The sequence below is a fragment of the Micromonospora sp. URMC 105 genome (assembly GCF_051386295.1).
Taxonomy (GTDB): domain Bacteria; phylum Actinomycetota; class Actinomycetes; order Mycobacteriales; family Micromonosporaceae; genus Micromonospora.
The window spans coordinates 16712-31847 of the sequence record NZ_JBPQTL010000063.1; the positions used below are offsets into that span (position 1 = coordinate 16712).

The 15136-nt window shown below is 73.0% G+C and carries 15 protein-coding genes and 1 pseudogene; 4 read left to right on the plus strand and 12 right to left on the minus strand.

The genetic code is table 11. The features are described 5' to 3' along the window. Nucleotides 1-12 precede the first annotated feature (12 nt). Both ACSNN7_RS19685 and ACSNN7_RS19690 read left to right on the plus strand, forming a co-directional pair. Nucleotides 13-783 (plus strand): class I SAM-dependent DNA methyltransferase, encoded by a 771-nt coding sequence (locus tag ACSNN7_RS19685; RefSeq protein WP_436682310.1) that lies wholly within the window; start codon nt 13-15, stop codon nt 781-783. Beyond that, a complete protein-coding gene (locus ACSNN7_RS19690) occupies nt 780-1868 on the plus strand; it encodes a glycosyltransferase (RefSeq protein WP_436682312.1) in 1089 nt (362 codons plus the stop codon). The genes ACSNN7_RS19685 and ACSNN7_RS19690 overlap by 4 nt, the downstream gene beginning before the upstream one ends. Before the next feature lie 226 nt (nt 1869-2094). Here the strand turns inward: ACSNN7_RS19690 and ACSNN7_RS19695 are convergent, their stop codons facing one another. The 3 genes from ACSNN7_RS19695 to ACSNN7_RS19705 are packed head-to-tail and all read right to left on the minus strand — an operon-like array spanning nt 2095 to nt 4053. Then, nucleotides 2095-2778, minus strand: coding sequence for a DUF3618 domain-containing protein (locus ACSNN7_RS19695; RefSeq protein ID WP_436682313.1), 684 nt, complete (start codon nt 2776-2778; stop codon nt 2095-2097). Beyond that, nucleotides 2775-3239: a phage holin family protein gene (locus tag ACSNN7_RS19700; protein ID WP_436682314.1), complete on the minus strand. Its 465-nt coding sequence runs from the start codon at nt 3237-3239 to the stop codon at nt 2775-2777. The genes ACSNN7_RS19695 and ACSNN7_RS19700 overlap by 4 nt, the downstream gene beginning before the upstream one ends. Nucleotides 3240-3270: 31 nt before the next feature. Next, nucleotides 3271-4053, minus strand: a complete 783-nt coding sequence (locus ACSNN7_RS19705; RefSeq protein WP_436682315.1) for a hypothetical protein — start codon at nt 4051-4053, stop codon at nt 3271-3273. A 202-nt stretch (nt 4054-4255) separates the two neighbouring features. Between ACSNN7_RS19705 and ACSNN7_RS19710 the strand changes: the two genes are divergently transcribed. Further along, nucleotides 4256-4738 (plus strand): DUF4383 domain-containing protein, encoded by a 483-nt coding sequence (locus tag ACSNN7_RS19710; RefSeq protein ID WP_436682316.1) that lies wholly within the window; start codon nt 4256-4258, stop codon nt 4736-4738. A 94-nt stretch (nt 4739-4832) separates the two neighbouring features. Beyond that, nucleotides 4833-5492 carry a DUF6766 family protein gene (locus ACSNN7_RS19715; RefSeq protein ID WP_436682317.1) on the plus strand — a complete coding sequence of 220 codons (660 nt, stop codon included), beginning with the start codon at nt 4833-4835 and terminating at the stop codon, nt 5490-5492. Between the two features lie 7 nt (nt 5493-5499). Here the strand turns inward: ACSNN7_RS19715 and ACSNN7_RS19720 are convergent, their stop codons facing one another. The 9 genes and pseudogenes from ACSNN7_RS19720 to ACSNN7_RS19760 all read right to left on the minus strand — a co-directional run. After that, nucleotides 5500-5949: a GNAT family N-acetyltransferase gene (locus ACSNN7_RS19720; RefSeq protein WP_436682319.1), complete on the minus strand. Its 450-nt coding sequence runs from the start codon at nt 5947-5949 to the stop codon at nt 5500-5502. 70 nt (nt 5950-6019) lie between these two features. Next, on the minus strand, nt 6020-7495 hold the full coding sequence (gene obgE / locus ACSNN7_RS19725) for a GTPase ObgE (RefSeq protein ID WP_436682321.1): 1476 nt from the start codon (nt 7493-7495) through the stop codon (nt 6020-6022). A gap of 90 nt (nt 7496-7585) precedes the next feature. Next, the gene (rpmA, locus tag ACSNN7_RS19730; protein ID WP_334455035.1) at nt 7586-7840 is read right to left on the minus strand and encodes a 50S ribosomal protein L27; all 255 of its coding nucleotides are present in this window, start codon (nt 7838-7840) and stop codon (nt 7586-7588) included. Between the two features lie 11 nt (nt 7841-7851). Further along, the gene (rplU, locus tag ACSNN7_RS19735) at nt 7852-8166 is read right to left on the minus strand and encodes a 50S ribosomal protein L21 (RefSeq protein ID WP_088960746.1); all 315 of its coding nucleotides are present in this window, start codon (nt 8164-8166) and stop codon (nt 7852-7854) included. Between the two features lie 167 nt (nt 8167-8333). Then, on the minus strand, nt 8334-8831 hold the full coding sequence (locus tag ACSNN7_RS19740; protein WP_436682322.1) for a hypothetical protein: 498 nt from the start codon (nt 8829-8831) through the stop codon (nt 8334-8336). A 120-nt stretch (nt 8832-8951) separates the two neighbouring features. Further along, a complete protein-coding gene (locus ACSNN7_RS19745) occupies nt 8952-11996 on the minus strand; it encodes an Rne/Rng family ribonuclease (protein WP_436682323.1) in 3045 nt (1014 codons plus the stop codon). Nucleotides 11997-12128: 132 nt separating this feature from the next. Further along, on the minus strand, nt 12129-12848 hold the full coding sequence (locus ACSNN7_RS19750) for a TIGR03936 family radical SAM-associated protein (RefSeq protein ID WP_436682328.1): 720 nt from the start codon (nt 12846-12848) through the stop codon (nt 12129-12131). A gap of 184 nt (nt 12849-13032) precedes the next feature. Further along, nucleotides 13033-15018, minus strand: coding sequence for a TIGR03960 family B12-binding radical SAM protein (locus ACSNN7_RS19755; RefSeq protein WP_436682324.1), 1986 nt, complete (start codon nt 15016-15018; stop codon nt 13033-13035). Between the two features lie 36 nt (nt 15019-15054). Then, nucleotides 15055-15136: pseudogene (locus ACSNN7_RS19760) on the minus strand (TlpA family protein disulfide reductase); the annotation flags it as partial.

Genomic DNA, 15136 nt, shown 5'->3' on the forward strand with positions numbered 1-15136 from the left:
TCCGGGCATGCGGTGACGAACACCGTTTCCCGGGAGGCAGCGTTGCCCTTCGACGCCAGCGAGTACGGCCGACACATTCCCGCGGACGTCTACGACCTGGCGTTCGCCCACCTCACCCCCGACGCGGCCGTGGACCGCCTGGCGGCGCTCGCCGACGGTGGCGCCGTCTGCGAGTTCGGCATCGGCACCGGCCGGCTGGCCCTGCCGCTGCGCGAACGGGGCCTCACGGTCGCCGGGATCGAGGGGTCGACGGAGATGGCGGCCCGGCTGCGGGCCAAGCCGGGCGGCGACCGGATCGAGGTGGCCATCGGCGACTTCACCGAGACCCGCGTCGCCGGCCAGTTCGCCCTGGTGCTGCTCGCGTTCAACACGATCTTCGCGCTGCCCGACCAGGACGCCCAGGTCGCCTGCTTCCGCAACGCCGCGGCGCACCTGCGGCCCGGGGGCCGGTTCGTGGTGGAGGCGTGGGTACCGGACCCGGGCGCGTTCCGCGGCGGCACGTCGCTGCGCCCGGTGCACGTCGCCCAGGACGCGGTGCTGCTGGAGGCGGCCCGGCTGTACCCGGCGGAGCAGCGGATGACCACCACCAAGATCCGGCTCGGCAACGACGGGGTGCGGCTGCTGCCCGCCAACCACCGCTACGCCTGGCCGGCCGAACTCGACCTGATGGCCCAGCTGGCCGGGATGAGCAGGGAACACCGCTGGGCCGACTGGTCCGGCGCCCCCTTCACCGACGACAGCCGGGACCACGTCTCCGTCTACCGGCGCCCGGAGTCGGCGTGAGCGCCCCGGCCCGGCGCCGGCCGGTCCCGCCCGCGTCGCCGGCCGCCGCCGGGCCGATGCCACCGCTCCCGGCGGACCCGCCACCGGTCCGCGCGCCGGAGCGCGGCGTCCGCCCCGATCGGCTCCCCGTCGAGTACGTCCTGCCGTTGCGCTGGTCCGACGACGCCGGCCTGGCCGAGCTGACCGGGTACCTGCGGTCGATCGCCGCGCTGGCCGACGTGACCGTGGTGGACGGCTCCCCGCCGGAGGTCTTCGCCCGGCACGCCGGCGCGTGGCGCGGCGTCGTGCGGCACGTCGCCCCGGACCCGGCCGTGCGGGGCGTCAACGGCAAGGTCCGCGGGGTGCTCACCGGCGTCGCGATGGCCCGGCACGAGCACGTGGTGATCGCCGACGACGACGTCCGGTACGACCAGCCCGCCCTGCGCGCCGTGCACCGGTTGCTGGACGTCGCCGACCTGGTCCGGCCGCAGAACTACTTCGACCCGCTGCCCTGGCACGCCTGGTGGGACACCGGCCGGACGCTGCTCAACCGGGCGCTCGGCGCCGACTACCCGGGCACCCTGGCGGTGCGCCGGAGCACCTTCCGGGCGATGGGCGGCTACGACCCCGACGTGCTCTTCGAGAACCTGGAGCTGATCCGCACCGTGCGGGCGTACGGGGGGACCGAGGCGGCGCCCGCCAGGCTCTACGTACGCCGGCTGCCACCGACCGCGGCGCACTTCCGGGGCCAGCGGGTCCGCCAGGCGTACGACGACCTGGCCCAGCCGGTGCGGCTGCTGACCTCGCTGGCGGTGCTGCCGGGCGTGCTGGCCGCGCTGGCCGCCCGGCGACCCGGCGCGCTGCTCGCGGCCACCGCCGCGACGGTCGCGCTGGCCGAGCGGGGGCGCCGGCGGGCCGGCGGCACCGCGGTCTTCCCCCCGGCCACCGCCCTGGCCGCCCCGCTGTGGCTGCTGGAACGCGGCGGCTGCGCCTGGCTCGCCCTGGCCCGGCGGGTCCTGCGCGGCGGCGTGCGCTACGGCGACGGCCGGGTACGCCGCGCCGCCCACTTCGAGCACACCCTCCGCCGCCGCCTCACCCGGCGCTGATCCCCCGCCGCCTCACCCAGCGCTGATCCGCCGCCGGGCGCGGCCGGGCGCTGATCCCCCGCCGTCGGAGGCCGGCGTGCCCGGTCCGCGAGCCGCCAGCCGTCACCCGCCAGGGCGGGCGGGCCGGGACATCGGCCCGGGGCCGGTACGTGCGACAGCTCGCGGCCACGTCCCGGCGAAAGCCGGGAGTGGCCGCGAGCTGCGGTGTGCGACGTGGGTGGCCGGATCAGTTCCGGACCTGGTCGCGGGACTGCTGCGCCTGCTCCTTGACGTCCTGGGCGGCCGACTTGGTGTCGTCCTTGACCGCGTGGACGGCGTCCTGGGCGGTGGCCTTCACCGACTCGGTGGCGCGCTGCGCGGGCTCGCGCAGCTCCTCCTTGAGCTCGTTGGCGACCTCGCCCAGCTTCTCCTTCACCACCCCGCTGTGCTCGGTGGCCTTCTCCTTGACCTGGGTGGCCAGCTCCTGCTCGCGGCGGGTGGCCGGGATCAGCGAGGAGACCAGCATGCCGACGCCGAAGGCGATCAGGCCGGCGGCCAGCGGGTTGCCCTCGGACTTCTGACGGATCACCTGCGGCGCCCGCTGCGCGGCGTCGCCGACGGTCGAGGCGGCCGAGTGGGCCTTGTCGCTGACCGTGGAGGCCGCCGAGTGGGCCTTGTCGCTGACGGTGGAGGCCGCCGAGGAGGCGCGGTCACCGACCGACTGGGCGGCGTGGCCGGTGCTGTGGCCGAGGTCGGAAGCGCTACCCATAACCTTTTCCCTCACATTCTGCAGCGCGCTGCGCACCCGCTGCTTGCGGTCGTCGACGATGCGGCCGGGGCTGACCTTGTACGCCAGGGCGTCCACGTCCGAGCTCAGGCTGTTGCGGGTGGCCTCGATCTCCCGGCGGATCTGATCGGGATCGGTGCTCATCGGGTGACTCCCTCCGGATGGGGCTTGAGCGCGTCGGGGATGCGCTGCACGCTGTCGTTGGTCTGCTTGAGGCCGCGAATCCGCTCGGCGTTCTTCTTGGCCATGGAGTAGAGGACGGCGGCGACGACCGCCCAGAGCACGGCCACGATCAGCGCGGCCAGGCCCGAATCCATCACGTTGTCCAGGAACTGCCACACGGCGATGGAGACGAACAGCGCCACCATGTAGCCGCCGAAGCCGGCGCCACCGAAGAGACCGGCGGCCTTGCCCGCCTTCTTCCCCTCCTGGCGGATCTCGGCCTTGGCCAGCTCCACCTCCTGCCGCATCAGGGTGGACAGGTCGGTGGTGACCGACCGCATCAGCTCACCCAGCGAGCTGCCCCTGACCTCGTCCGCGGTGTGCGGCGCACCCGCGGGGTGGTACCCGGGGTCCACTCCGGACCCCTGCGTCGGCATGCTCATGCCGCCGCCTCCCTTCGGATGACTCGTTCGCTCACGGACGGGGGGTGCCGGTGCCGCTGGAGGGCACGCCCGGCAGCGGGTCGGTCTGGGTCACCGGGGGCAGCGGCTGACCGGTGCCGCCCGCCGGGTCGGCGTAGCTGGTGGTGCCGCCGTTGTCCGGGTACGCCGTGCCGGCGTAGCCCGGGGTCGGGTCGAGGTAGCTGTCGGGGACCGCGCGCGGCGCGGGCGGCGTCGGGATGACCGCGGTCCGGTCCGGGTCGTCGTAGCCGCCGGTCGAGCCGTACAGGCCGTGGGCGCCGGTCGAGTCGTCGGCGGAGGTGAGGCCCTTGGTCAGCCGGCCGGCGAGCACGCCCAGCAGGGCCGCCCCGACCAGGAAGGTGCCCGGGTTTCGGCGGGCGTAGGTCTTGACCTCGTTGAGCAGGTCGCCCGGCTCGCGCTCCTCCAGCCAGCCGGCCACTCCGTGCACCCGGTCGGCCGCCTGGTGGGCCAGCTCGGTCACCGGGCCACCCGCGCCGCCGTTCTGCGCCATCGAGCGCATCTCGTCGGCCAGCGAGCGGAGCCCACCGGCCGCCCGGCGCTGCTGCTGGCTGGTCTGGCCGGCGAGCTGGTTGCGGGCCTCGCCGTAGAGGCTGCGCGCCTGCCGCTTGGTCTCGTCGACCACCTCGCGACCCTGCTCCTTCGCGGTCTGTGCGACCGCGCCACCCGCGTTGGCGGCCTCGGCCCCGACCTGACGGGCCTGGTCCTTGACACCGCCGTTACCGTTGCCCTGATCGCTTCCGTAGGTGGAAGACGTGGGCGAGAGATCGTAAGTCATGATTTCCCTTCCGCTCGGAAGCTCGTGCGGTTGATGCGCTCGGGGGTTTCCGCCGGCGGTCACTCCGGCGTCGCCATTGACCTACCCCCCGGTGTCGGATCCATGCCTGATTCGTCATTCCTCTGCGCTGCGCAGCCGTCCGGTCACAGAATGTGATGATCGTCCGGCTGTCGCCGACAGCTGCTGGGTGGAGGTGACATCGATGGCACGTGACGGGCGCGGGCGTGGCGCGGCCGGGCCGAAGCCCCGGATCCAGGGGGTCGCCCTCGCGGTGGCCGCGGTCTTCCTGGTGCTGGGCGTACTCGGCTTCGTCCCGGGCGTCACCACCGGGTACGACCACCTGACCTTCGCCGGTCACCACTCGGGCGCGAAGCTGCTCGGCCTGTTCCAGGTGTCGGTCCTGCACAACGTGCTGCACCTGCTCTTCGGGCTGCTCGGGCTGGTGATGGCCCGCAGGCTGGGCGGGGCCCGGCTCTTCCTGGCCGGCGGCGGCGTCGCCTACCTGGGACTGTGGCTGTACGGCTTCGCCATCGACCGGGAGTCCGTCGCCAACTTCGTCCCGCTCAACGACGCCGACAACTGGCTGCACCTGGGGCTCGGCTTCGGCATGCTCGCGCTCGGGCTGCTGCTCTCCAACGACGCGGGCACCGGCGGCCGGCTGGACACCCCGTTCGACCGTCCCTGAACAAGGGCCAGCGCAACGCCCGGCATGTCCGAGTTTGATCGGACTGGGAAGCGGGCACCGGATAGGGCGTCGGGTGGCGGACGAGGAGGTCACGATGCCACGGTGGATCCGCAACAACGCGCTGAGCATCGTCATGCTCGGCGCGTTTCTCGTCTTCTTGACGCTGCAGAGCGTCTTCGGCTGGCAGACCCACAACGAGGAGCTTGCCGAGTACGGTGCCGAGCCGCTCAGCTGGCCGTCGTACCTGGGCACCGGGCACTTCGCCGAGTCCGTCTTCGAGAACTGGGAGTCGGAGTTCCTCCAGATGGGCGGCTACGTGCTGCTGACCGCGTACCTGGTGCAGCAGGGGTCGGCGGAGTCGAAGCCGGAGGGCCAGACCGACCGCCCGGAGGACGACGAGCGCCGGGCCGGGCCGGACTCCCCCTGGCCGGTCCGGGTCGGCGGCCTGCCGCTGGTGGTCTACCGCAACAGTCTGTCGCTGGCCCTGCTGCTCATCTTCGCCGGCTCGTTCGTCGGCCACCTGCTCGGCGGCGTGGCGCAGCACAACCAGGAGCAGGCCCTGCAGAACGGGGCCGCCCCGATCAGCGCCTGGCAGTTCCTCGGCACCAGCGACTTCTGGTTCCAGTCGATGCAGAACTGGCAGAGCGAGTTCCTGGCCGTCGGCGCGCTGATCCTGCTGAGCATCGTGCTGCGCCAGCACGCGTCCCCGGAGTCCAAGCCGGTCACCGTGGCGCACGCCGAGACCGGCGCCTGACCCGCCCTCAGGCGGCCACCGGCAGGCGCTTGGCGAAGCAGACGCTGTACGGGTTGTCGACGTACTCGCCGTAGACCGGGATCGGCTCGTACCCGCAGGAGGTGTAGAGCCCGATCGCCGCCGGCAGGTACACGCCGGTTTCCAGGCAGACCACCGAGTGCCCCCGCTGGAAGGCCAGCTCCTCCAGCGCGGTCAGCAGCTGCCGGGCGATGCCCCGGCCCCGGTACCCGGGCCGGACGTACATCCGCTTGAGTTCCCCGGTGGCCGCGTCCAGCGACTGGATCCCCCCGCAGGCCACCGCCCGGCCGTCGACGACCACCGCGAGATAGCGGATGTCGTCGTGCGTGACGGTGACCTGCCCGTCCAGCCCGCCGTCGGCCTCGCGCAGCTCACGCTGCTGAGCGGCGACGAGGGCGTCGATCTCCGGATCGGTGCAGGGGCGGGACTCGATCAGCATCCGCCCAGGCTAGGCCGGGCCGATTTCCCGGAGGTTTCCGGCGATCGACCCGGACACGGACACGGCGGAGCTATTCGAGGTCGTCGTCGTCCAGGTCGTCGGAGACGTCCGCGTCCAGGCCACCGGCCTCCTGCTCGTCGGCCGGGCGCTGCCGGCGTGCCTTGCGGGCGGCCAGCCGCTCGGCGGCCGAGGCGCGGGTCGACTTCTCCTCCAGCCGAACGTCGGTGCCCCGGCTGCCCGGCACGAACTCGGTGCCGGCGTAGAGGGTCGGCTGCCAGTCGAACTCCCGCTCGCCGATGCGCACCAGATCGCCCGGCTTGGCGCCGACCTTGGCCAGCTTGTCCTCGACGCCGAGGCGGGCGAGCCGGTCGGCGAGGAAGCCGATCGCCTCGTCGTTCTCGAAGTTCGTCTGCCGGACCCAGCGCTCGGGCCGCACCCCGCGCACGGTGAAGGAGCCGTCCTCCTCCGCCTCGATGGTGAAGCCGGCGTCGTCGACCGCCTTCGGACGGATGACGATCCGGGTCGGCTCGGCCGGCGGGGCCGCCTTGCGGCTCTCCTCGACCACCTCGGCCATCGCGTACATCAGTTCCTTGAGGCCCTCACGGGTGGCCGTGGAGACCTCGAACACCCGGAAGCCGCGCTCCTCCAGGTCCGGCCGGACGATCTCGGCGAGATCCCGCCCGTCCGGTACGTCGATCTTGTTCAGCGCGACCAGCCGGGGGCGGTCGGCGAGGCCGCCGTACTCGGAGAGCTCGGCCTCGATGGTCTCGATGTCGGCGAGCGGGTCGCGGCCCGGCTCCAACGTCGCGGTGTCGATCACGTGCACCAGCACGGCGCAGCGCTCGACGTGGCGGAGGAACTCCAGCCCCAGCCCCTTGCCGGTGGCCGCGCCGGGGATCAGGCCGGGCACGTCGGCGACCGTGAAGGTGTGGTTGTCGACCCGGACCACGCCCAGGTTCGGCACCAGGGTGGTGAACGGGTAGTCGGCGATCTTCGGCTTGGCGGCGGAGATCACCGAGATCAGCGACGACTTGCCGGCGGACGGGAAGCCCACCAGGCCGACGTCGGCCACGCTCTTGAGCTCCAGCACCACGTCCAGCCGGTCGCCGGGCTCGCCCAGCTCGGCGAAGCCGGGGGCCTTGCGCTTGGCGTTGGCCAGCGACGCGTTGCCGCGACCGCCGCGACCGCCACGGGCGGCCTCGAAGGTGGTGCCCGCGCCGACCATGTCGGCCAGCACCTGGCCGTCGAGGGTCTGCACCACGGTGCCGTTCGGCACCTTGATCACCAGGTCGTGCCCGTTGGCGCCGTCCCGGTTCGACCCGGCGCCGCCCTTGCCGTTCTCGGCCTTGAGGTGGGGGCGGAAGTGGAAGTCGAGCAGCGTGGTCACCTGGGGGTCGACCACCAGGGAGACGCTGCCGCCGTGCCCGCCGTTGCCCCCGTCCGGGCCGCCGAACGGCTTGAACTTCTCCCGGTGGATGGAGGCACAGCCGTGCCCGCCGTCGCCGGCCTGCATGTGCAGGACGACCCGGTCAACGAACGTCGTCACGACGCCAATCCTTCCAGCGAGGTCCGCCCCCGCGCGCGAAAAGACGAAGCGGGCCGGGACCCGAGGTCCACGGCCCGCAAAGCCTTCGAACTACTGCTGCGGCACGATGTTGACGGTCTTGCGACCGCGCTTGGTGCCGAACTGGACCGCACCGGCCGCCAGCGCGAAGAGCGTGTCGTCTCCGCCGCGGCCGACCAGGTCACCGGGGTGGAACTTGGTGCCACGCTGACGGATGAGAATCTCACCCGCGCTGACGACCTGACCACCGAAGCGCTTCACGCCGAGTCGCTGGGCCGCGGAGTCACGACCGTTACGCGAGCTGGACGCACCCTTTTTGTGAGCCATTGGAGGACGACCTACTTCCCGCTGGAGATGCCGGTCACCTTGACCTGGGTCAGCGGCTGGCGGTGACCCTGGCGCTTGTGGTAGCCGGTCTTGTTCTTGAACTTGTGGATCCGGATCTTCGGGCCCTTGGTGTGCGCGGCGATTTCGCCGGACACCGCGACCGAGGCAAGCTTCGCCGCGTCGGTCACCAGGTCGTCACCGTCGACGAGGAGCACCGCGGTGAGCTTCACCGCGTCGCCGGGGGCACCGGCGAGCTTCTCGACCTCGATCACGTCGCCCTCGGCGACCTTGTACTGCTTGCCGCCGGTCTTGACGATCGCGTACATCGGAGGCGGACTCCCTGTCGTTGAGGCTGCTGGCTGGTCGTTCCCACGGCGACTCGCCGGGTAGCAGTGACACCGGCGGCGCGGGCACGCGGGAACTCGGCACACCAAAGTGCGCCGCAGGCAAGGGTACGCCATGGACCGGGCGACACCCAAACCGGCCCCGCCGGTCAGCGGCCGCAGAGCTGGTCGAGGCGCTGCTGGAGGCGGTCGAGCTCGGTCTCGTCGATCGACTCCACGTCGGCGCCGAGCGTGCCGACCTCGGTGGCCAGGTCGGTCAGGAGGGTCTTCAACTGCGGATCGGTGGCCCGGGCCGACTGCTCACGCAGCGCCGAGCGCCAGGTGGCCAACGCCGACTCCGCCCGCTTACGGGCGGTTTCCGCCCCGGTGCTGTCGTTCGCGCCGACCGCGGCGATCATCTTGCCCAGTTCCTCGACGTACGTCCGCACGGCCGCCGAGGAGGCCTGCTCGGCATCGGCGCAGACCTGCGGCCCGTTGCCCCCCGCCGGGGCGACGCTGACCGGGGCGGACGGCATGGTGGCGGCGGCCGACGGGCCGGCGGACGGGCCGGCGGTGGCCCGGGCGGTCTCGTCGGACCGGTCGCCGGAGCAGCCGGAGCCGGTCAGCAGTACGGCGGTCACCAGGGTGGCGGCGAGCAGGCGGCGCATGATCTTCTCCTAGCCGGGGGTGACCGATCGTAGCCGGGCCCGGAGAACGCGACAGGGCCCCTCCCGCCGGCAAATGTTGCCGGGAGAGGGGCCCCGCGAAACGTCGTGCTGGTCAGCCCGTCAGGGGCGGGTCCGCCGACGGGGACCGCCGCGGCGGGACCGGCGCCGGCCGGTGCCGCCCTCGCCGCTCTCCTCCTCGGCCTCGCCGTCGCCCAGCGCGTCCGGGTCGTCCGCCCCGGCCAGCCGGGCCGACTCGCCCTCCAGGCTGTCGGCGACCGCCGGCGCGGCCGGCGTCTCGGTCTCGTACCGGGACAGGTCGTAGCCCATGGTGTCGTGGTACTCGGCCTCGGTCTCGGCGACCACGTCGGTGTTCTCGGTGGTCTCGACCACCGTGCGCTCCGGCGCGGCGGCGGCCTTGCGCGAGCGCCGCCGCGACGACCCGCCGGTCTGCTCGGCCGCCGGGGCGGGGGCCACCGCGGAGGCGACCGCCTTGACCTTCTCCCCCGCGCCGCCGGCCCGCGGCTTCTCCGGCACCGGCTCGGTGTGGATGACCAGGCCGCGGCCCTTGCAGCACTCGCAGGTCTCGCTGAACGCCTCCAGCAGGCCCGCGCCGATCCGCTTCCGGGTCATCTGCACCAGGCCGAGCGAGGTGATCTCGGTGACCTGGTGCTTGGTCCGGTCCCGGCCCAGGCACTCGGTCAACCGGCGCAGCACCAGCTCACGGTTCGACTCCAGCACCATGTCGATGAAGTCGATCACCACGATGCCGCCGAGGTCGCGCAGCCGGAGCTGACGCACGATCTCCTCGGCCGCCTCCAGGTTGTTGCGGGTGACCGTCTCCTCCAGGTTGCCCCCGGAGCCGGTGTACTTGCCGGTGTTGACGTCGATGACGGTCATCGCCTCGGTGCGGTCGATGACCAGCGACCCGCCGGAGGGGAGGAAGACCTTCCGGTCCAGCCCCTTGATGATCTGCTCGTCGATCCGGTACTCGGCGAAGACGTCGGTGGCGCCGACGTGCCGGCGCAGCCGGGCGACCAGGTCCGGCGAGACGTGCGACAGGTACGACTCGACCATGTCGTACGACTGCTCGCCCTCGATGACCAGCTCGCGGAAGTCCTCGTTGAACAGGTCCCGGACGACCCGGATGACCAGGTCCGGCTCCTCGTAGAGCAGCACCGGGGCGCCACCCTCGGCCGCCTTGGCCTGGATGTCCTCCCACTGCGCCTGGAGCCGCTTGACGTCACGGGCCAGCTCGTCCTCGCTCGCCCCCTCGGCGGCGGTCCGGACGATCACACCGGCACCGTCCGGCACCAGCTTCTTGAGCACGTCCCGCAGCCGCTTGCGCTCGTTGTCCGGCAGCTTGCGGCTGATGCCGGAGGCGTTGCCGTTGGGCACGTACACCAGGTGCCGGCCGGAGAGCGCGACGTGGCTGGTCAGCCGGGCGCCCTTGTGCCCGATCGGATCCTTGGTCACCTGCACCAGCACCGAGTCGCCGGAGCGCAGCGCCTGCTCGATCGAGCGCGCCCGCCCCTCCAGGCCGGAGGTGTCCCAGTTGACCTCGCCGGCGTACAGCACGGCGTTGCGTCCCCGCCCGATGTCGACGAACGCCGCCTCCATGCTGGGCAGGACGTTCTGCACCTTGCCGAGGTAGACGTTGCCGGCCATGGTGCCGGAGGAGTTGCGGGTGACGTAGTGCTCGACCAGCACGCCGTCCTCCAGGACCGCGATCTGGGTGCGGTCGCCGCGCTGGCGTACCGCCATCACCCGGTCGACCGCCTCCCGGCGGGCCAGGAACTCCGACTCGCTGAGGATCGGCGGCCGGGTACGGCGCTGCTCGCGGCCGTCCCGACGGCGCTGGCGCTTGGCCTCCAGCCGGGTCGAGCCGGAGACGCCCTGCACCTCGTCGACGGCCTTGCGCGGCTCGCGGATCTTGACCACGGTGGGCACGCCGTCGTCGGCGGCGCCCTCCACGTCCCCGGCGCCACGGCGGCGACGACGGCGGCGACGGCGGGTCAGCCCGTCGCCCTCGCCCTCCTCGTCCTCGGCCTCGGCCTCTTCGGCCTCGGCGGCCTCGGCCTGGACGGCCTCCTCGGCCTCTTCCTCCTCGTCGCTGTCCTCGGCGCCGCCCTTGCCGCGACCGCGGCCCCGGCGACCACGACGACGGCGACGGCGGGCCGCCGCGCTCTCGTCCTCGTCCTCGTCCTCGGTCTCGGCGGCCTCCTCGGCCTCGCCGGTGGGCTCCTCCTCGACCTCGGCCACCTCGACCGGCTCGACCTCACGGCGGCCCCGGCGACGTCGGCGGCCGGTCTCGGCCGGCTCCTCGACGGCCTCCTCGGCCGCCGCCGGGCCGGGCTCGACCACGCGGACGACCGGCAGGTCCTCGGGCAGCGGGGCCATGAAGAGCACGGTGGGCGCGGAGAGCGCGGCCCGCCGGCGGCGGGTACGCGGCTCCGGCGCGGGCTCGGCCGCCGGCTCGGCGCCGGACACCGCGACACCGGGCGGGACCTCGCCGGCCCGGCTCTCGGCGCCGGAGGGCGCGACGGCGGGCTCGGTGACGCCCGGCTCGGTCTCGACGGGCTCGGCGGGCTCCTCGTCGAGCGCGGTGGGCTCGGTGGGCGCCGCCGCCTCGACGGCGGGCTCCTCCTCCTCGACCGCCGCGACAACCGGCGGGGCGGCCTCGACGGCCGGCGGAGCGGGCTCGGCCGGGGTCTCGGCGGCCGGCTCGGCCGCCGCCGGGGCGGCGGCCTTCTTGCGCCGGGTCCGGGTGACCTTCACCGGCGGCACGACCTCCGCCGAGTGCTCCTCGGCGCCGGTGGCCACCACCGGCTCGTCGGCGGCAGCGGCCGGTGTCGCCTTGCGCCGGCGACGGGTCGTCTTGGGCGGCGTGTCCAGTTCACCGGCGACCGGGGCGAGTACCTCGGCCTGGTGCGCCTCGTCGGTGCCGGAGGCGGCAGTCGCCGACGCCTCGGCGGGGGCGTCGACCTGCTCCGGCTGGTTCAGCGGCGCCGCCTTGCGCCGGGTGGTGCGCCGGCGCTTCGGCGCGGCCTCGGCGGCGCCGTCAGTGGCGGCGCTGCCGGTGGTGACGCTGTCGGTGGTGGCGTCGGCGGTGTCGCCGGCCGGCTGTGCGCCGGTCCGTTCGCCGCCCTCGGGCTCGTTCTCGAGCATGGACGTTCTCCAGTTCTGGCCGCCCCGGGCGCGGGTGAGCGCTGCCACGCAGGGTTGCCGCAAAAGTGTTTCCGCCGGGCGCGCGTGGTGCGCGACCGCCGAAGTCTGCCTGCCTAGAGCACCGACCGTCGGTCAGTGCTCACCGATGGTTGCCCCGTCGCGGTCCGCGTCCAACGGATCCACGATCGCACCCTGCGCGGTCAGCGTGCCCTGCGCCAGCCGGGTCACCCTTGGCGAGACCGGCGGCACCAGGTCGGCCACCACGCGGAGGCCGGAAAGGACGTCATCGGGCCGTACGGACGGGGTGACCTGCCGCACGACCAGTTCGAGTATCGCACACGAGGCGCCCGGCACCCCGGAAGGCGTCTCCGCGGGCGGCACCACATCGATGCGCATGACGGCCGCCCGGGCGTCGAAGGTGCGCCGGCCCTGCTTGGTCATCCGCTCGACCTGGATCTCGTCGGCGGCGGTGAACGCGGCGACGGCCGCCTCCAGTGCGGCCGGCTCGACCTCGGGCAGCTCGATGCGCCAGTGCGAGGCCTCGATCCGGTCGGCCAGGCTGCCGGTTCCGGCGACCACCGCGTCGAGCACGTCCAGCCCCGGCGAGAGCGCGGCGTCCAGCGCCACGCGCAACTGCTCCGGGTCGACCTGCTCGCGCAGGCCGATCTCCAGGTACTCGGCCTCGCTGGCGACGCCGGTCGGGGCGGCGCTGGCGTAGGAGATCTTGGGGTGGGGGGTGAAGCCCTGGGAGAAGGCGATCGGGACGCCGGCCCGGCGCAGTGCGCGCTCGAAGGCCCGGGCGAAGTCGCGGTGCGAGGTGAACCGGAGCGGGCCGCGCTTGGCGTACCGGATCCGGACGCGCTGGACGACCGGCGCCTGCCCGCCCTCCGGCTGTGGTTTCCTGCTGATCGTCGTGCTCCTCGGTGTCAGGACCGGTCGGTCATGAAGGTGCCACGGATGCCGGTGACAATAACTTCATGATCGCCGGGACGGGGCGGGTGGCGCGCCCATGCGCGGCACACCCGCCCCGGTACGGTCACTGCTGAGCGCCGGTGGGGACCTTCAGTCCGTTGACCGGGGTGAGCGGGAGCAGCTTCCGGCCGGTCGGGCCGATCTGGATCTCGGTGTCCATCGAGGGGCAGACGCCGCAGTCGAAGCACGGCGTCCACCGGCAGTCGTCCTGCTCGTACTCGGACATCGAGTCCTGCCAGTCCTGCCAGAGCCAGTCCTTGTCCAGGCCCGAGTCTAGGTGGTCCCAGGGCAGGACCTCCAGCTCGTCGCGCTCCCGGGTGGTGTACCAGTCCAGGTCGACGCCGAACGTCGGCAGCACCTCGGCGGCGGCCTCCACCCAGCGCTGGTACGAGAAGTGCTCGCTCCAGCCGTCGAACCGGCCGCCGTTCTCCCAGACCTTGCGGATCACCGCGCCGACCCGGCGGTCACCGCGGCTGAGCAGGCCCTCGATCAGCGACGGCTCGCCGTCGTGGTAGCGGAAGCCGATCGCCCGGCCCAGCGAGCGGTCCGAGTTGATCGCCTGCTTGAGCAGCCGCAGCCGGTGGTCGATCACCTCCGGACGCTCCATCGCCGCCCACTGGAACGGGGTGTGCGGCTTCGGCACGAAACCGCCGATGGAGACCGTGCAGCGGATGTCCTTGGAGCCGGTGGCGGCCCGGCCCGCCTTGATCACCTCGTGCGCCATGTCCGCGATCTCGAGGACGTCGTCGTCGGTCTCGGTGGGCAGGCCGCACATGAAGTAGAGCTTCACCTGGCGCCAGCCGTTGCTGTACGCGGTGACGACGGTGCGGATCAGGTCTTCCTTCGACACCATCTTGTTGATGACCTTGCGGATCCGCTCCGACCCGCCCTCCGGGGCGAAGGTCAGACCGGTACGTCGGCCGTTGCGGGACAGCTCCTGGGCCAGGTCGATGTTGAAGGCGTCCACCCGGGTCGACGGCAGCGACAGGGACACGTTGGTGCCCTCGTACTGCTGGGCGAGGCCGGAGCACATGTCGCCGATCTCGGAGTGGTCGGCCGACGACAGCGACAGCAGGCCGACCTCGTGGAAGCCGGAGAACTCCAGGCCGTCGCGGACCATCTGGCCGACCGTGGTGATCGAGCGCTCCCGCACCGGGCGGGTGATCATGCCGGCCTGGCAGAACCGGCAGCCCCGGGTGCAGCCCCGGAAGATCTCCACCGCGTACCGCTCGTGCACCGTCTCGGCGAGCGGGACCAGCGGCTTCTTCGGGTACGGCCAGGCGTCCAGGTCCATCGTCGTGCGCTTGTGCACCCGGAACGGCACGTCCGCCCGGTTCGGCACGACGCGCTGGATCCGGCCGTCGGGCAGGTAGTCCACGTCGTAGAAGCGCGGCACGTAGACGCTCTCCGTGCGGGCCAGGCGCAGCAGCAGCTCGTCCCGGCCGCCCGGGGAGCCCTCGGCCTTCCACTCCCGGACGATCGTGGTGATCTCCAGGACCGCCTCCTCGCCGTCGCCGAGCACGGCGGCGTCGACGAAGTCGGCGATCGGCTCCGGGTTGAACGCGGCGTGCCCGCCGGCCACGATCACCGGGTCGGCGTCGGTACGGTCGGCGGCGAGCATCGGGATGCCGGCCAGGTCGATCGCGGTGAGCAGGTTGGTGTAGCCCAGCTCGGTGGAGAACGAGACGCCGAAGACGTCGAAGTCGCGCACCGAGCGGTGCGCGTCGACGGTGAACTGCGGCACGCCGTGGGCGCGCATCAGCTTCTCCAGGTCCGGCCAGACCGCGTAGGTGCGCTCGGCGAGCACGTCGGGCAGCTCGTTGAGCACCTCGTAGAGGATCTGCACGCCCTGGTTGGGCAGCCCGACCTCGTAGGCGTCGGGGTACATCAGCGCCCAGCGCACGGTGGCGGCGTCCCAGTCCTTGACCACCGCGCCCAGCTCGCCACCGACGTACTGGATGGGCTTGGTCACCTGGGGCAGCAGCGGCTCCAGCCGGGGCCAGATCGAATTGGCCGCGGCGGGGCGCGGCGTCGTGGACGGGGCACTCATGATGCCCAAGGGTACGCGCCCACCGGCCACCCCCTACGCCGCACCCTGGTCGAAGAGCATCGGGAAGCGGACGCCGAAGTCCTCGCCGATGGACTGCGCGGCGCTGCGGCTGTCCCGG

Excerpts from the sequence above, each read along its gene's own strand:
- ACSNN7_RS19695 (WP_436682313.1), bottom strand. The coding sequence starts at position 2,778 with ATGAGCACCGATCCCGATCAGATCCGCCGGGAGATCGAGGCCACCCGC.
- ACSNN7_RS19700 (WP_436682314.1), bottom strand. The coding sequence starts at position 3,239 with ATGAGCATGCCGACGCAGGGGTCCGGAGTGGACCCCGGGTACCACCCC.
- ACSNN7_RS19705 (WP_436682315.1), bottom strand. The coding sequence starts at position 4,053 with ATGACTTACGATCTCTCGCCCACGTCTTCCACCTACGGAAGCGATCAG.
- ACSNN7_RS19710 (WP_436682316.1), top strand. The coding sequence starts at position 4,256 with ATGGCACGTGACGGGCGCGGGCGTGGCGCGGCCGGGCCGAAGCCCCGG.
- ACSNN7_RS19715 (WP_436682317.1), top strand. The coding sequence starts at position 4,833 with ATGCCACGGTGGATCCGCAACAACGCGCTGAGCATCGTCATGCTCGGC.
- ACSNN7_RS19720 (WP_436682319.1), bottom strand. The coding sequence starts at position 5,949 with ATGCTGATCGAGTCCCGCCCCTGCACCGATCCGGAGATCGACGCCCTC.
- rpmA (WP_334455035.1), bottom strand. The coding sequence starts at position 7,840 with ATGGCTCACAAAAAGGGTGCGTCCAGCTCGCGTAACGGTCGTGACTCC.
- rplU (WP_088960746.1), bottom strand. The coding sequence starts at position 8,166 with ATGTACGCGATCGTCAAGACCGGCGGCAAGCAGTACAAGGTCGCCGAG.
- ACSNN7_RS19740 (WP_436682322.1), bottom strand. The coding sequence starts at position 8,831 with ATGCGCCGCCTGCTCGCCGCCACCCTGGTGACCGCCGTACTGCTGACC.
- ACSNN7_RS19745 (WP_436682323.1), bottom strand. The coding sequence starts at position 11,996 with ATGCTCGAGAACGAGCCCGAGGGCGGCGAACGGACCGGCGCACAGCCG.
- ACSNN7_RS19755 (WP_436682324.1), bottom strand. The coding sequence starts at position 15,018 with ATGAGTGCCCCGTCCACGACGCCGCGCCCCGCCGCGGCCAATTCGATC.